This window comes from Streptomyces sp. NPDC016562, from assembly GCF_043076955.1.
Lineage (GTDB): Bacteria > Actinomycetota > Actinomycetes > Streptomycetales > Streptomycetaceae > Streptomyces.
Genome location: NZ_JBIBRZ010000003.1, coordinates 502458 through 517873, shown reverse-complemented (window position 1 = coordinate 517873; position 15416 = coordinate 502458). Strand labels below are relative to the sequence as shown.

At 70.4% G+C, this 15416-nt stretch carries 14 protein-coding genes; 3 read left to right on the top strand and 11 right to left on the bottom strand.

Going from position 1 to position 15416, the window contains the following annotated elements; genetic code table 11:
* Positions 1 to 16: 16 nt before the first annotated feature.
* The 4 genes from ACF059_RS17460 to ACF059_RS17445 are packed head-to-tail and all read right to left on the bottom strand — an operon-like array spanning position 17 to position 5335.
* Positions 17 to 679 (bottom strand): O-methyltransferase, encoded by a 663-nt coding sequence (locus tag ACF059_RS17460; protein ID WP_361940926.1) that lies wholly within the window; start codon positions 677 to 679, stop codon positions 17 to 19.
* Positions 676 to 1497 carry an HAD family hydrolase gene (locus ACF059_RS17455; RefSeq protein WP_360899106.1) on the bottom strand — a complete coding sequence of 274 codons (822 nt, stop codon included), beginning with the start codon at positions 1495 to 1497 and terminating at the stop codon, positions 676 to 678. The genes ACF059_RS17460 and ACF059_RS17455 overlap by 4 nt, the downstream gene beginning before the upstream one ends.
* The gene (locus ACF059_RS17450) at positions 1494 to 4172 is read right to left on the bottom strand and encodes a phosphoribosyltransferase (protein WP_392057654.1); all 2679 of its coding nucleotides are present in this window, start codon (positions 4170 to 4172) and stop codon (positions 1494 to 1496) included. The genes ACF059_RS17455 and ACF059_RS17450 overlap by 4 nt, the downstream gene beginning before the upstream one ends.
* Positions 4169 to 5335 (bottom strand): HpcH/HpaI aldolase/citrate lyase family protein, encoded by a 1167-nt coding sequence (locus ACF059_RS17445; protein ID WP_392057651.1) that lies wholly within the window; start codon positions 5333 to 5335, stop codon positions 4169 to 4171. Before ACF059_RS17445 ends, ACF059_RS17450 begins: the two co-directional genes overlap by 4 nt.
* A 194-nt stretch (positions 5336 to 5529) precedes the next feature.
* Here ACF059_RS17445 and ACF059_RS17440 point away from each other — a divergent pair, with 194 nt between their 5' ends.
* Positions 5530 to 6309 carry a TerD family protein gene (locus ACF059_RS17440; protein ID WP_392057648.1) on the top strand — a complete coding sequence of 260 codons (780 nt, stop codon included), beginning with the start codon at positions 5530 to 5532 and terminating at the stop codon, positions 6307 to 6309.
* A gap of 49 nt (positions 6310 to 6358) precedes the next feature.
* Here ACF059_RS17440 and ACF059_RS17435 read toward each other — a convergent pair whose 3' ends face one another.
* From ACF059_RS17435 to ACF059_RS17410, 6 genes are all read right to left on the bottom strand, one after another.
* On the bottom strand, positions 6359 to 7099 hold the full coding sequence (locus ACF059_RS17435; RefSeq protein ID WP_392057645.1) for a Tellurium resistance: 741 nt from the start codon (positions 7097 to 7099) through the stop codon (positions 6359 to 6361).
* 111 nt (positions 7100 to 7210) lie between these two features.
* Entirely contained in the window at positions 7211 to 8326 is a 1116-nt protein-coding gene (locus ACF059_RS17430) for a DUF475 domain-containing protein (RefSeq protein WP_392057643.1), read from the bottom strand.
* 25 nt (positions 8327 to 8351) lie between these two features.
* On the bottom strand, positions 8352 to 8927 hold the full coding sequence (locus ACF059_RS17425) for a TerD family protein (protein ID WP_069920148.1): 576 nt from the start codon (positions 8925 to 8927) through the stop codon (positions 8352 to 8354).
* A 95-nt stretch (positions 8928 to 9022) separates the two neighbouring features.
* Complete coding sequence (locus ACF059_RS17420) at positions 9023 to 9598, bottom strand: TerD family protein (protein WP_008739115.1); 576 nt, start codon at positions 9596 to 9598, stop codon at positions 9023 to 9025.
* 102 nt (positions 9599 to 9700) lie between these two features.
* Positions 9701 to 10159 (bottom strand): peroxiredoxin, encoded by a 459-nt coding sequence (locus tag ACF059_RS17415; protein WP_360899123.1) that lies wholly within the window; start codon positions 10157 to 10159, stop codon positions 9701 to 9703.
* Between the two features lie 155 nt (positions 10160 to 10314).
* Positions 10315 to 10746 (bottom strand): DUF3052 domain-containing protein, encoded by a 432-nt coding sequence (locus ACF059_RS17410; protein ID WP_030711344.1) that lies wholly within the window; start codon positions 10744 to 10746, stop codon positions 10315 to 10317.
* Between the two features lie 468 nt (positions 10747 to 11214).
* Here ACF059_RS17410 and aceE point away from each other — a divergent pair, with 468 nt between their 5' ends.
* Together aceE and ACF059_RS17400 are read left to right on the top strand one after the other, a co-directional pair.
* Positions 11215 to 13947, top strand: coding sequence for a pyruvate dehydrogenase (acetyl-transferring), homodimeric type (aceE, locus tag ACF059_RS17405; protein WP_366868722.1), 2733 nt, complete (start codon positions 11215 to 11217; stop codon positions 13945 to 13947).
* A 70-nt stretch (positions 13948 to 14017) separates the two neighbouring features.
* Positions 14018 to 14812 (top strand): potassium channel family protein, encoded by a 795-nt coding sequence (locus ACF059_RS17400; protein WP_392057639.1) that lies wholly within the window; start codon positions 14018 to 14020, stop codon positions 14810 to 14812.
* On the opposite strand, the gene ACF059_RS17395 is transcribed toward ACF059_RS17400, so the two are convergent.
* Positions 14793 to 15236: a peptidase inhibitor family I36 protein gene (locus ACF059_RS17395; RefSeq protein ID WP_392057636.1), complete on the bottom strand. Its 444-nt coding sequence runs from the start codon at positions 15234 to 15236 to the stop codon at positions 14793 to 14795. The two genes, ACF059_RS17400 and ACF059_RS17395, sit on opposite strands and share 20 nt — an antisense overlap.
* Positions 15237 to 15416: the final 180 nt, after the last annotated feature.

Genomic DNA, 15416 nt, shown 5'->3' with positions numbered 1-15416 from the left:
CGCCCGCGCGGAAGCCTCAGGCCCGCCTGCGCGAGAGCGTCAGGCCGTCCGAGATCGCCAGCAGCACCGAGTCCATGCGCGGGTCCGCCGAGACGTGGTCGTTGAAGGCGCGGACGCCCGCCGCCGAGCCCGTCGCCGACTCGTCGAGGACCGTGCCGTGGAACAGCGTGTTGTCCGTGACGATCAGGCCGCCGGGGCGCATCCGCGGGACGAGCTCCTCCCAGTAGGCGATCTGGTTCTCCTTGTCCGCGTCGATGTAGGCCATGTCGACGTGCGGTTCGGCCGGCATCGCCCGCAGGGTGTCCAGGGCGGGTGCGATGCGCAGCTCGATGCGGTCCGCGACGCCCGCCGCCCGCCAGGCCTCGCGGCCGTACGCCGTCCACTCCTCGGAGACGTCGCAGGTGATGAGGCGGCCGTCCGCGGGCAGCGCCTGGGCCATCGACAGGGAGGAGAAGCCGGTGAAGGTGCCCACCTCGACGATGTGGCGGGCGCCGGTCAGCCGGACGAGGAAGGCCAGCAGGGGGCCCTGCTCCTGCGCCGACTGCATGCCGGCGACGTCCGGGAAGGTGGCGTAGGTCGTCTCGACCAGCTCCTGCTGGATCTTGTCCAGCGGGGGGTTGTGGTCGAGCATGTACTGGTAGAGCTCGTCCGTGATCTTGGTGCTGTTGCCCTTGGTCATGCCGTCAGTCTCGCAACCGAACGGCCGAACGCGCGGATGATTTCCTCACCTGCCAGGACGCCCGCCGCCGTCAGGGCGGTCACCGTCGGGGCCGTCCACTGCGCGTCGGCCAGTTCGCCGTGGCCCGGGCGCCAGGCCGCGTCCGCCGCCAGCAGCAGGTCCGCGTCCAGCAGCGAGTCGCCGGCGGCGAGGGTCGTGGTCGCTCCCGTGCGCCGGGCCACCTCGTGCATCGCCGCGCTCTTGGTGAGCGGGCGCGGCACGGCGTAGATCTTCCGGCCCTGGAGCGAGACCGTCCAGCCGCGGGCCCCGGCCCACTCGGTCAGCGCCTTGAGCCATTCGTCGGGGACCAGGGCCCGCTCGACGACGAGGTAGGCGAACAGGTCCTCCGCCAGCCGTGCCTTGCGCAGCCACTGCGGGTCGGCCACGGCCAGCAGGTGCCGGTGGACCTCCTCCAGGGGCGCGCACTCCTCCGCGAGCCGCCCCGCCACCGCGCGCCGCCAGTCCCGGTCGGGCACCCCGTCGACCAGCAGCTGGCCGCCGTTCGCGCAGATCGCGTACGGGGCCGGGCGGCCGGGGAAGCGGATCCGCTGGTACTGCTTGCGGGTGCGGGTGGTGGTGGGCACGAAGACGACCGACGGGTCCTCGGTGAGCGCCGCCAGCAGGCCCGCCGCCGTCTCCGTCATGTAGGACAGCGGCTTGCTCTCGTGGACCTCGACGCACAGCAGCCGCGGGGCCAGCGGGTCGGGCATGGTCAGCCCGAGGGCGGCCGCCGAGTAGATGAGCGTACGGTCGAGGTCGCTGGCTAGGAGGACAGTCACTTCGAGGCCACAGCCTTTCCGTCGGCGCCGGTGGCGCCGCGCGTGAATCGGGAGTGGATCAGCCCTACGCACGTGTAGGGGAGCCCGTCGACTTCTTCGACCGGTACCCCGCGCTGCTCGGCGAGCAGCCGTACGTGGTCCAGGTCGGCCCCGGCGCCACGCTGCGCCAGGATCTTCCACGGCACCCGGCGCAGCAGCACGCGGGTGGTCTCGCCGACGCCGGGCTTGACGAGGTTCACGTCGTGGATGCCGTACTCCTCGCTGATCCGCTCGACCGCCGCCCAGCCCTCCCAGGTCGGTGTGCGGTCGGCCGCGAGCAGTTCCTTGACCTCGTCGGCGACGGCGTCCGCGACCTCGTCGAAGTGGGCGGCGACGGTGTCGACGAACTCGACGGAGACGTCCGCTCCGGCGAGCTCACGGTAGAACTTCGCGCCGTGGAAGTCGGCGGGTCCGACCAGGTCGGACCTCAGAACCGTACGCGAGACGAGTCCGGACACGGTGGAATTGAGACAGGCGGAGGGGATCAGGAAGTCCTCGCGGGTGCCGTACGTCTCCACGCACGAGCCCGGGTCGGCGAGGACGACGATCTCCGGGTTGAAGCCGTCGAACGCGGCGAGGGCCTCGCGCAGTTCGCGGGTGATGGCGCCCTTGCCGGTCCAGCCGTCGACGAAGACGACGTCGGCCGGGTCGTGGTGGGCGGCGAGCCAGCGCAGGGCGTTGGCGTCGATGCCGCGGCCGCGCACGATGGAGACGGCGTAGTGCGGGAGGTCCAGGCCGTGCCGGGCCCGGGCCCAGCGGCGCATCAGGACGCCGACGGGGGTGCCGGCGCGGGCCAGGGAGACCAGAACCGGGGAGGGCGAACGCTCGGCGAGTACGGTCTCGGTGACCGTGCCGACGGCGCGGGCCATGCGGGCGGCGGAGGCGGTCAGGGCGCTGCGGTAGAGCTCCTGGTACTGCGGGGACGGCTGGTATTCGACGGGCAGGGACTCGGCGTAGTGCGCGCCGCCCGCCTGGATGGCCTCCTCGCGCTCTTCGGTCGGAGCCTCCAGCTCGACGGCGGAGAGGTCCTGGAGCAGCCAGCCGACGTCCTCGGGGGCGTACGAGGAGAAGGCGGGGCCGCGCAGGGGCTGGGGCAGGGGCTGGGGCAGGGGCAGGGGCTCGGGCATGATCGGCTCCTGCCGCTCGGGTATGTACGACGGGACGACGGCCAGCACGAGGCGGCCGGTGTGCGGGGCGAGGGCGTCGAGCAGCCCGCTGCGCAGGTCGGGGGTGTCGCCGGCCGAGTCGACGACGGCGATGACGGTGTCGAAGCCCGCGCCCGCGACGTTGTAGGCGTACCGGTCGCCGGGGCCGTCGGCCGGGGCGTCGTGGGCGGGGAAGACGAGGCGGGTGCGGATGGCGTAGCCGGGGTCGTCCACGGCCAGCACCGGCGAGCGGGTGGTGGTCGAGAAGCGGACCTCGTCGCCGGCGCCGGCGTCCTCCAGGGCCTTGGCGAGGCGCAGCGGCGCGTACATCAGCTCTTCGTTGCCCAGCACGAGGATCCGCCCGGGCCGTGCGCCGAGCGCGGCGGTCAGCTGGGCCGTGAGGGCGGGGAGGGCGGCTTCCAGCCGGGTGCGGTGGGCGGTGGTGAAGCCGTGGCGGCCGCCGTCGGGGACCCCGGCGGGCCAGTCCAGCGCGACGCGCGCCGTCGGCCGCGGGTCCTGCGCCGGGGCGGAAGGCGTTCCGCCCGGAACCTCGCTCCCCGCGGGCCGCAGCGCCCGGTCCTGCCCAGCCGCGGCCTGGCCCTGCCCAGCTGCGGCCTGACCCTGCCCAGCTGCGGCCTGGCCCTGCCCCGCAGCGGCCTGACCCTGCCCAGCAGCGGCCTGGTCCTGTGCCGACGCGCCCCGCTCCTCCCCCGCCGCAGCCCCGTCCTGCCCCGCCTCGTGTTCCTCCACCAGGGCCCGGCCCTTGGCCAGGACGCCCTCCGGGAGGTGGACCGTGCCGGTGGCCAGGGCTATGAGGTCCACCCGGGCGCCGATCTCGGCGGCGAAGGCGGTGAGCCGGTCGCGGTCGGCCGGGGAGCGCATGTCGACGAGGGCGACGACCACGTAGTGCGCGCGTGGGTGGCGGGCGTGCAGGTCGCGGATGGTGTTCAGGACGGTGTTGCCCGTGGAGAACTCGTCGTCGACGAGCACGAGCGGGCCGCCGCCCGCGAGCAGCCGCGGGTCCTCGGGCAGCAGCAGGTGCGAGGTGGCGTGCGAGTGGGCCTCCTCGAAGCCGCCCGCGGGCCGCACGCCCGGCACGGGCCGGCGGGTGGAGTGCAGGTAGGGGGCGGCTCCCAGGCCGTCGGCCACGCAGTGGCCGAGCCCGGTGGCGGTCTCGGCGTAGCCGAGGACCACCGCCGAGGCGGCCGCCTCGTCGCCGAGCAGCGCCCGCACGCGTTCGCCGAGCCCGTACCCGGCGGCGTACACCGTCCGGGGGGACTGCGGGACGTGCTTGCCCAGCACCTGCGAGACCAGCAGGTGCGCCCGCTTGGGGTTGCGCCGCAGGGCCAGTCCGAGGAGTTCGGTCAGCCTCGGGCCGCCCGGGGTCCCCTCGGCGTCCTCCAGCCGGACGCCCAGGCGGTCCGCAACCCACGTTCCCGACCACACCGTGTCGATCTTCTTGCCTTCCCTCGTCGTCACCGGCCCGCTCACACCTGGAGCCCGGCCGTGAGGAGGTCGACGAAGCCGACCTCCTCCTTCGCCACGCCGAAGACCTCGGCGCGCAGCATCGTGCGCTCCGCCCAGGCCCGGTGGGGCTTCACCTCGTTCATCTTGTTCGTATAAGCAGACCGCATCACGCCGCCGCCGTCGCGTTCGGGCCGCAGGATGTCCTGGGCGTCGCAGAACTCCTCGTGGGAGACCACCGACAGCGCGTGCACGGGGGTGACGTGCGCCGGGTGGATGCAGGTCTTGCCGAGCAGGCCGTTGGCCCGGTCGAGTTCTATCTCGCGCAGCAGCCCGTCCAGGTCGTGCTCGATGAGCGCCGTGCGCAGTTCCTCCACGCCCTCCTCCAGGAAGGGGCTGCGGCGCAGCTGGGGCTTGAAGAGGCGCTGCTGGCTGCGGAAGTACTCCCACACCGGTCCGGTGACCGTGAATCCGGTGCCGTCGGCCCGGCTGAGGACGTTGACGACGTCCGCGATCACACCGGCCACGATCTGGACGTCGTAGGCGGTCATGTCGGGGGTGCGCCGCAGGCCGTAGGCCGAGCAGAAGTCGGTCACGCCGAGCCGCAGCGCCAGGACCCGGTCGCGGTACTGGTTGACCGTGCGGGAGATGCCGGCGAGCGCTTCGACGCGGGTTTCGAGGTGGAGCAGCTCGGGGGTCTCCAGGACGGGCATGGCATACAGGCGGGGCCGCCCGCTCGCGGCCTCCGCCTCGGCGACGGCGTCGAGGAAGGCGATGCCGCGCCTCTCGTCGAACTTCGGGAGTACGAATCCGGCCAGTCGGCTCACGGACCGGCCCAGGCGCCGCACGAGATCGGGGATCTGCTCGGGCGTGCGGACGCGGATGAACAGCAGGGGGTGCTCCGCGCCGTCCGCTTCGAGCTCGGTGAACTGCCGGACGAGGTTCTCCTCGGCCCCGGCGACATCGGCGTCGCTGATGGAATCCTCCAGGCAGAGGACCATGGAGACGACCCCGCGGGCGGCCTGCTTGCGGATGTCGCGGGCGAGCGTGGGGCGGGTGGCCGGGCTGTAGAGAGTGGCTCCGAGCGCCGCGGCGAGGATGCGGGCCGGTGAAGCGCCGGTGAACTCCGCCGGTTCCTGGTGGAAGAGGTCCTTACGGACCGTGGGCGATACGTGCCCAAAGTGACGCATGTGCTTCCCCCGTACTGCCTCGGCGGCCCAACTGGCATGGCCGGTAATAGTACGTACGAACGTGAGTCAAGAGTTCCTCAAGCACATGAAATTCAGGTAACCCTCTTGCACCATGCCCAGGTCTCGCGTTCGAGACAAGGCCCTACGGGGGGCCGCATTGTCCCGCTCCACTCCGGGAGGGCAGGATGACGGGCATGACGCACGCGATGCAGAAGGGCTCGAACATCCCGGTGGCCGCCCTGGCGGTCCGGGCGGTGCTGCGCTGGACCGGCGGCCCCGAGGTACCGGACGTGGACGCCTCCGCGCTCCTGGTGGGCCCGGACGGCCGGGTGCGTTCGGACGAGGACTTCGTCTTCTACAACCAGCCCCGCCACCCCTCCGGGGCCGTGTGGCGGCTCGGCAAGAAGCAGCTCGGCGACGCCGTCACCGACGCCGTCCAGGCGGACCTGCGCGCGGTGACGCCGCGGGTCGACCGGATCCTGGTGGTCGCCTCGGCCGAGGACGTCCCCTTCCAGCAGGTCCACGACCTGCGCATCCTGCTCTACGACGCCACCGCGACCGGCGGCGCCGAACCGCTGGCCTACTTCGACGTACGGCCCGAGACCGGCGCCGAGACGGCGCTGATCTGCGGGGAGCTGTACCGCAGGGGCGAGGGGTGGAAGTTCCGCGCGCTCGGCGAGGGCTACTCCAACGGGCTGGTGGGTCTGGCGACCGACCACGGGATCTCCGTCGACGAGAACGCGGGCGAGAGCCCCGCCGAGGCCTCGGGCGCAGGCACGGCCACGCCGGCGACCGGTCCCACCTCCGACCAGACGGCGGCGATGGCCCCGCCGGCGCCGCCCACCCAGGCCCCGCCGGCCGTCCCGCCCGCCTACGGGTACCCGCAGCCGGTGTCCCCGGCGCCGGTACCGGGGCCGGGCGGTGATCCGGCCTTCCGGCTGCCGGTGCAGGGCCCGCAGTTCATCCGCCACTGACGCCGCCGCCCCGGCGGGGCTCCCGGCAGGGCTCCGCCGGCAGCCGCGGTCAGCTCTTGCTGCTCTTGAAGCCCCGCCCCCACTGGAGCCCCCAGCCGTACAGCCGGTCGAGCTCCGCCTGGAACCCGTAGACGAACTTCACCTCGCGGCGCACGACGAGCTCGCCCTTGACCTTCTCCAGGGACACGACCGCACAGGAGCGGGCCTGCGGCTGCCGCTCGTCCAGCGGGATCTCTATCCGCGGCCCGGTGACCGGGTAGAGGGTCACCATGGCGTGCGTCCGGTCGAAGGCCGGGGTCTGGTCGTAGATGTAGACGAAGACGAGCAGCCGCTTGATGTCGTCGGCGTGGTCGAGGTTGACGTACAGGGTCTCCCCGGACCCCGAGCCGAACCGGTCGTCCCCGCTGAGCTTGACGAACGGCGGGTCGTTGAGGTCGCCCAACAGGTTGCCCAGCGGCTGTACGGCGCCGCGCGTGCCGTCGGTCAGCTCGTACAGGCAGCCCATGTCGAGGTCGACGTTGACCATGCCCTGGGTGTGCGCCTGCACCATGTCGGGCTTGAACAGCTTGAACGGGTGCCGCAGGAGCTGGCCGCTCTGGCCGGAGCGGCCGCCGATGTCCGAGGTGCGCATGCGCCAGGACAGGTTGACGCGCAGATTGCCGTGCACGGCCCCCTGTTTGGTGAGCGACACCGTCGAATGTCGCTTGGTCAGCTCGATCGCGTTCGACGAGGCGCTGCCCGACTGGAACTGCACGGCCCGGCTGCCCAGAATGCCGTCGAAGAATCCCATCCCCTACCCCCCTGAATCCCCTGTTGCCCCATACGGAAGCGGGGCGGCCCGCCGGGTCCGAGGACCCTTCCGGCCGCCCCGCAAGTGGAGCGTTCCGCATTAACGCCGCGGTCATGCCTCGGCGGCGGAACCCTCCATTTCCAGGCGCTTGTTGCGGCGCACGGAGGACCAGAAGGACCACGCGATGAGCACCACGCCGACGAGACCGGTGATGATCTCGTTGATCTCGTGCTGGATGGTGACGAGCAGGATCACGGCGAGCGCGCCGATGGCGTAGTGCGCGCCGTGCTCCAGGTAGACGTAGTCGTCGAGGGTGCCCTGGCGGACGAGGTAGACCGTCAGCGACCGGACGTACATGGCACCGATGCCGAGGCCCAGGGCCATGAGCACGATGTCGTTGGTGATGGCGAAGGCGCCGATGACCCCGTCGAAGGAGAAGGAGGCGTCGAGGACTTCGAGGTAGAGGAACATGAAGAAGGCCGCCTTGCCGGCCATCGCCACGGCCGAGACGGGCTTGCCGCTCTTCTTGGCCTCCTCCTCGGCCTCGTGCTCGGCCTCCTCCTCTTCCTCCAGCTTGTTCTCGAAGTAGCCGGAGAGGCCGCCGACGACCATGTAGGTGATCAGGCCGAGGACGCCGGAGATGAGGACGGTCTGCGCCTTGTCCACATGGGCGCCACCGTGCTGGTGGGCGTGGGTGGCGAAGGTCATCGCGGTGACGACCAGGACGATCAGGGCGATGCACGCGGACAGCATGTCGATCTTGCCGAGCTTGGCGAGGGGACGCTCCAGCCAGGCGAGCCACTTGATGTCGCGGTCCTCGAAGATGAAGTCGAGGAAGATCATCAGCAGGAACATTCCACCGAAGGCCGCGATGGCCGGGTGGGCGTCCGTGACGAGCTGCTTGTACATGTCCTTGTCGGTCATGGCCAGGTCGACGGCCTCAATGGGCCCGATCTTGGCGCTGATCGCGACGATCACGACGGGGAAGACCAGTCGCATGCCGAAGACGGCGATGAGCACACCGACCGTGAGGAAGATCTTCTGCCAGAAGGCACTCATCTTCTTCAGGATTCCGGCGTTGACCACCGCGTTGTCGAAGGACAGCGAGATCTCGAGGACGGACAGGATCGCCACGATCCCGAATGCGGGCCACCCCCCGTAGAACACCGCTGCGACCAGACCGAGCGCAGTGACTGCGAACGACCAGCCGAAGGTTTTGAGAACCACTGGCACCCCATCGTGTTGTACGGCTTTACGAAACGTTGACCCCGAAGTCTAGAGCGATGCCCCGGAGCCCCGACGCGTACCCCTGCCCCACGGCCCGGAACTTCCACTCGCCGCCGTACCGGTAGACCTCGCCGAAGATCATCGCGGTCTCGCTGGAGGCGTCCTCGGAGAGGTCGTAGCGGGCCAGCTCCTGGCCGTCCGCCTGGTTGACCACTCGGATGAAGGCATTGCTGACCTGGCCGAAGCTCTGCCGGCGGGAGTCCGCCTCGTGGATCGAGACCGGGAAGACGATCTTGTCCACGCGCTCCGGCACCTTGGTGAGGTCGATGATGATCGACTCGTCGTCCCCGTCACCCTCGCCGGTGAGGTTGTCCCCCGTGTGTTCGACGGAGCCCTCGGGGCTCTTGAGGTTGTTGTAGAAGACGAAGTACTCGTCCCCCAGCACCCGGCCGCTGTTGCACAGCAGGGCGCTGGCGTCGAGGTCGAAGTCGGCCCCGGTCGTCGAGCGCGCGTCCCATCCGAGACCGATCAGAACCCTGGTGAGGTTCGGTGCGGCCTTGGAGAGGGAGACGTTGCCCCCCTTGGCGAGTGTGACGCCCATGTTGTGGTCCTCCCCGGACGACGGTGTTGGTGGCAAAGCCAGTCCGGCGCCGTACACACAGTGCACGGCGCCGGACGGATGAACTGCGCTCAGGCTCAGACGTTGACGCCGAAGTCCTGCGCGATGCCGCGCAGGCCCGAGGCGTAGCCCTGGCCGATGGCGCGGAACTTCCACTCCGCGCCGTTGCGGTAGAGCTCGCCGAAGACCATGGCGGTCTCGGTCGAGGCGTCCTCGGAGAGGTCGTAGCGGGCGAGCTCGGTGTTGTCGGCCTGGTTCACGACGCGGATGTACGCGTTGCGGACCTGGCCGAAGCTCTGCTGACGGCTCTCGGCCTCGTAGATCGAGACCGGGAAGACGATCTTGGCGACGTCGGCCGGGACACCGGCGAGGTTGACCTTGATCGCCTCGTCGTCGCCCTCGCCCTCTCCGGTGGTGTTGTCACCGGTGTGCTCCACCGAGCCGTCGGGGCTCTTCAGGTTGTTGAAGAAGACGAAGTTCGCGTCGCTGGCGACCTTGCCCTGGTCGTTGGTCAGGATCGCGCTGGCGTCGAGGTCGAAATCGACACCGGTGGTGGTGCGAGCGTCCCAGCCCAGACCGACGATGACCGCCGTCAGGTTAGGTGCGGCCTTGGTCAGCGAGACGTTGCCGCCCTTGCTGAGGCTGACTCCCACGGGTCCTCCATTGGGTTCTGTGTGGGGCGATGCCCCGTCGTGCGGTTGCAATGGGATCAACGTTTCGATCCTAGTGACGGGTTCCCGCCCCACAGGGGGTTTTTAGAGGCTGTCGAGCGCCTTGATGTACTCGTTCAGGTCACGCGCGTCGGGCAGTCCGTTGACGACAGTCCAGCGCACCACGCCGTCCTTGTCGATGATGAAGGTGCCGCGGACCGCGCAGCCCTTGTCCTCGTCGAAGACGCCGTACGCGCGGGAGGTCTCGCCGTGCGGCCAGAAGTCCGACAGCAGCGGGTAGTCCAGGCTCTCCTGCTCCCCGAAGACCCGCAGGGTCGGAACGGAGTCGTTGGAGACCGCGAGGAGCTGCACGTCGTCGTTCTGGAAGCGCGGCAGCTGGTCGCGCAGCTCGCAGAGCTCGCCGGTGCAGACGCCGGTGAAGGCGAACGGGTAGAAGAGCAGCACCACTGCCTTCTCCCCCCGGAAGTCGGAGAGCCGCACGGTCGCGCCGTGGTTGTCCTTGAGCTCGAAGTCCGGGGCCTTGTCGCCGACCTCGATCGCCATCTCTCGCATCCCTTCGTCGCTGCATCCGTGCATGGGGCTGTTCGGGTGAGGCAAAGCCTAGGGGCCGCCCGGTGCGGGGAACGCACACACCCCGCCGACCGGTGTCACCTGGTCGGCGGGGTGTGGAAGCGTGTCCGCTCGGCAGCGGGCGCGGCTCAGCGCTTGGACTTGGCGGCGGTCTTGGGCGTCACCAGCTTGGTGGCGGCCCACTCCTTGCCGACACTGATGCTCCTGGTCTGCGAAAGGCCGGCGGTCTCGGCGGCCTCGCTGATGTCGCTGGCCTCGACGTAGCCGGGGCGGCCCGTCTTGGGGGTCAGCAGCAGGATCAGTGCGCCGTCCTCGACCAGCTCTGTGGCGTCGACCAGCGTGTCAGTCAGATCGCCGTCTTCCTCCCGGAACCAGAGCAGCACCGCGTCGGCAACGTCGTCGTACTCCTCGTCGACGAGGTCGTTGCTGATGTGGTCCTGAATGGACTCACGGAATTCCTGATCGACGTCGTCGTCGTAGCCGATCTCCTGGACCACCTGTTCGGACTGGAAACCCAGCCGGGCGGCCAGGCTCTCCGCGTGGTCCGCGGTCGCGCTCACGGGGTGCCTCCTGCTCATGTTCGGTGAATGTCTTCGGGCGGCGCGCGTACGCGCAGCATTGGGCGTAGTCCACACGGGCGGGGCGGATCGCGCAAGTACCCGGCCGCCGAGACCGTCGAAACGGTGACGATTGCGGCCGTCTCGCCGCAACTTTCAGCCTTCCCGTGTGCACCTCTGGTGATTCATCCCACACCATTCCAGCTCGCTTGGCATCATCGGCGACGCTTCACGGCATTCCTACCTGTTTGAGGGACGGACCGCCCCGCGGAGGGGGCCGGCCGGCTCCGGCGTAAGGTGGCGAAGTGGCCGCGACCGCCACCGATCCCCGTCGTCCTCCCGATGAGTTCCCTGTCGCTCCAGGGATTACCCGGTGGTAAAGATGACGATTTCGGCCGAGCGTAAGACCATGGGAGGCGGCGCCCCCCAGACACGGGTACAGCACGACTCCCCCGACAGCGAAGGAACAGCGTGGCTTCCGCATCCGATCGCAATCCGATCATCATTGGCGGCCTCCCGAGTCAGGTCCCGGACTTCGATCCGGAGGAGACCCAGGAATGGCTCGACTCCCTGGACGCCGCGGTCGACGAGCGGGGCCGTGAGCGCGCCCGCTACCTGATGCTGCGGCTGATCGAGCGGGCTCGCGAGAAGCGCGTGGCCGTCCCCGAGATGCGCAGCACGGACTACGTCAACACGATCGCCACCAAGGACGAGCCGTTCTTCCCCGGCAACGAGGAGATCGAGCGCAAGGTCCTCAACGCCACCCGGTGGAACGCGGCCGTCATGGTCTCGCGCGCCCAGCGTCCCGGGATCGGCGTCGGCGGCCACATCGCCACCTTCGCGTCCTCCGCCTCCCTCTACGACGTGGGCTTCAACCACTTCTTCCGGGGCAAGGACGAGGGCGACGGCGGCGACCAGATCTTCTTCCAGGGGCACGCCTCCCCCGGTATCTACGCCCGCGCCTACCTCCTGGACCGGCTCTCCGAGCAGCAGCTCGATGCGTTCCGCCAGGAGAAGTCGAAGGCCCCGTACGGCCTGTCCAGCTACCCGCACCCGCGGCTGATGCCCGACTTCTGGGAGTTCCCGACCGTCTCGATGGGCCTGGGCCCGCTCGGTGCGATCTACCAGGCCCGGATGAACCGGTACATGGAGGCGCGCGGGATCGCGGACACCTCCAAGTCCCACGTTTGGGCGTATCTGGGCGACGGCGAGATGGACGAGCCGGAGTCGCTCGGCCAGCTGTCCATCGCCGCGCGCGAGGGCCTGGACAATCTGACCTTCGTCGTGAACTGCAACCTCCAGCGCCTCGACGGCCCGGTGCGCGGCAACGGCAAGATCATCCAGGAGCTGGAGTCGATCTTCCGCGGGGCCGGCTGGAACGTCATCAAGCTGATCTGGGACCGCTCCTGGGACCCGCTGCTGGCGCAGGACCGCGACGGCATCCTGGTCAACAAGATGAACTCGACCCCGGACGGGCAGTTCCAGACGTACGCCACCGAGTCGGGCGCGTACATCCGTGAGCACTTCTTCGGCGGCGACCAGCGGCTGCGCGCCATGGTCGAGAACATGACCGACTACCAGATCCAGCACCTGGGCCGCGGCGGACACGACCACAAGAAGGTCTACGCGGCCTACGCGGCGGCCAAGGCCCACAAGGGCCAGCCGACGGTGATCCTGGCGCAGACGGTCAAGGGCTGGACGCTCGGCCCGAACTTCGAGGGCCGCAACGCGACGCACCAGATGAAGAAGCTGACGGTCGACGACCTCAAGCGCTTCCGCGACCGCCTGCACATCCCGATCACGGACGCCCAGCTGGAGAGCGGCGCGCCGCCGTACTACCACCCGGGCCGTAATTCGCCCGAGATCCAGTACATGCACGACCAGCGCAGCGCGCACGGCGGCTACGTGCCGACCCGTGTGGTGCGCGCCAAGCCGCTGCAGCTGCCGGACGACGCGGCGTACGCGGCCGCCAAGAAGGGCTCGGGCCAGCAGTCGATCGCGACCACGATGGCCTTCGTCCGCATCCTGAAGGACCTGATGCGGGACAAGGAGATCGGCAAGCGCTTCGTGCTGATCGCGCCCGACGAGTACCGCACCTTCGGCATGGACGCCTTCTTCCCGAGCGCCAAGATCTACAACCCGCTCGGGCAGCAGTACGAGGCGGTCGACCGCGACCTGCTGCTCGCGTACAAGGAGTCGCCGACCGGCCAGATGCTGCACGACGGCATCTCGGAGGCGGGCTGCACGGCCTCGCTGATCGCCGCCGGTTCGGCGTACGCGACGCACGGCGAGCCGCTGATCCCGGTCTACGTCTTCTACTCGATGTTCGGTTTCCAGCGCACCGGTGACCAGTTCTGGCAGATGGCCGACCAGCTGGCGCGCGGTTTCGTCCTCGGCGCGACCGCGGGACGGACCACCCTCACGGGTGAGGGCCTCCAGCACGCCGACGGTCACTCGCAGCTGCTGGCCTCGACCAACCCGGGCTGCGTGGCGTACGACCCGGCCTACGGCTACGAGATCGCGCACATCGTCAAGGACGGTCTGCGGCGGATGTACGGGCCCGAGGCGGAGGACGTCTTCTACTACCTGACGGTCTACAACGAGCCGATCCAGCACCCGGCCGAGCCCGCGGACGTCGACGTGGAGGGCATCCTCAAGGGCGTGCACCGGGTGTCGCAGGGCACCGCGGGCTCCATCGGGGCGCAGCTCCTGGCCTCGGGCGTGGCGGTGCCGTGGGCGCTGGAGGCGCAGCGGATCCTCGCCGAGGACTGGGACGTGCGGGCGGACGTCTGGTCGGCGACCTCCTGGAACGAGCTGCGGCGCGAGGCCGTGGAGGTGGAGCGGCACAACCTGCTGCACCCGGACGAGGAGCAGCGCGTGCCGTACGTGACGCGCAAGCTGTCGGGCGGCGAGGGGCCGTTCGTGGCGGTCTCGGACTGGATGCGGGCGGTGCCGGACCAGATCTCGCGGTGGGTGCCCGGCCCGTACACCTCGCTGGGCGCGGACGGCTTCGGCTTCGCGGACACGCGCGGTGCGGCCCGGCGCTACTTCCACATCGACGCGCAGTCGGTGGTCCTGGCGACGCTCACCGAGCTCGCGAAGACCGGCCGGATCGACCGTTCGGTGCTGAAGCAGGCCGTCGACCGGTACCAGCTGCTGGACGTCGCGGCGGCGGACCCGGGTCCGGCGGGCGGCGACGCGTAAGCGTCACCCTTACGTGGGGGCGCCGGGACACCTGTCCCGGCGCCCCTTACGCGTTCTTTACGATGCGGGCATGAAGGAACCGTCCCGCCAGCTGCTGTGGGAGCGGCGGAGCCAGACCCCGCTGCTCGTCCTCGCCCTCGCCTTCGCCGTGGCGTACGCCGTGCCGATCGTCCTGCCCGACGCGCGTGCGGACGTGCACCGGGCCTGCACCCACGTGGAGTGGGTGGTGTGGGGGGCCTTCGCCCTCGACTACGTGGTGCGGCTGGCCCTCGCTCCGGCCCGCCGGCACTTCGTCCGCACGCACTGGCTGGACCTGGCGGCGGTGGTGCTGCCGCTCGTGCAGCCGCTGCGGCTGCTGCGGCTGGTCGCCACCTTGATGCTGGTGGGCCGGCGGGCCCGGATGGCTCCGCAGATCCAGCTGACGACGTACGTGGCCGGGGCCGTCGTGGGGCTGCTGATGTTCGGCTCGCTGGCGGTGCTGAGCGTGGAGCGCGACGCCCCCGAGGGGAACATCAAGAACCTGGGCGACGCGGTGTGGTGGTCCTTCACCACCATGACGACGGTCGGGTACGGGGACCACTCCCCCACCACCGGCCTCGGCCGGGTGCTCGCCGTCGGCCTGATGCTGTCCGGCATCGCCCTGCTGGGTGTGGTGACCGCCAACATCGCCGCCTGGTTCATCGCCCGCTTCGAGCGCGACGACCAGGTGGAACGGCTTCAGCTGGCGGCCATCCGTGAGCTGCAGGAGGAGGTACGGGCGCTGCGCGGCGAGGTCGCCCGGCTCGGCGGTGCGAGCGCCCCGGCGCCTGCGGCGGTACAGCAGCCGGCGCCGGCGCCGCGGGAGGTCAGTTCTCCCACACCTTGAAGGCCCGCACCTGGTAGGGCGACTGGGGCAGCCAGACCCCGTCGCCCGGGTAGGTCTGGAACTCACCGGTCTCCGCGCAGACGTCCGACTGGTAGGTGGTCACCGGGCGCCCGGTCCGGTTGGTCAGTGACTGGGCGGTGGTCCCGGCGGGCAGCGCGATGCAGCTGTTGACGTCCAGGGTGCTCAGCTCGTGGGTCTGCCGGGCGCCCTTGAAGTCCGGTTTCGCCCACAGGCACAACTGCCCCGTCGCGCAGGGCCCCAGGGCCGGCGGGCCCGCCGCGTGGGCCGTGGTGGCCGTACTGGGGATGAGGGCGCTCAGGGCGAGGGCGGTCACGGCCAGGACCGTGCTCACCCGTGTGGTGTTCACACGGCTGGTGCTGCCGGCGCGGGCGGTGTCGGCGGGGGTGGCGTTACACGTACGCATGACGGGTCAACTCCTTGTGGACGACGGGCTCCCGGACCGTTGCCGGGGCTCCGCTGACACCACGCTGACCTGCGCAGACGGGCGGGCGGAAGAGGCCCCGGACGGGTCCACCCGGATAGGCGACCTCCCGGCCCGGCCCCGCCGACAGGGCGGCCGCTCCTGCGGAGTTGACGCTTCCGC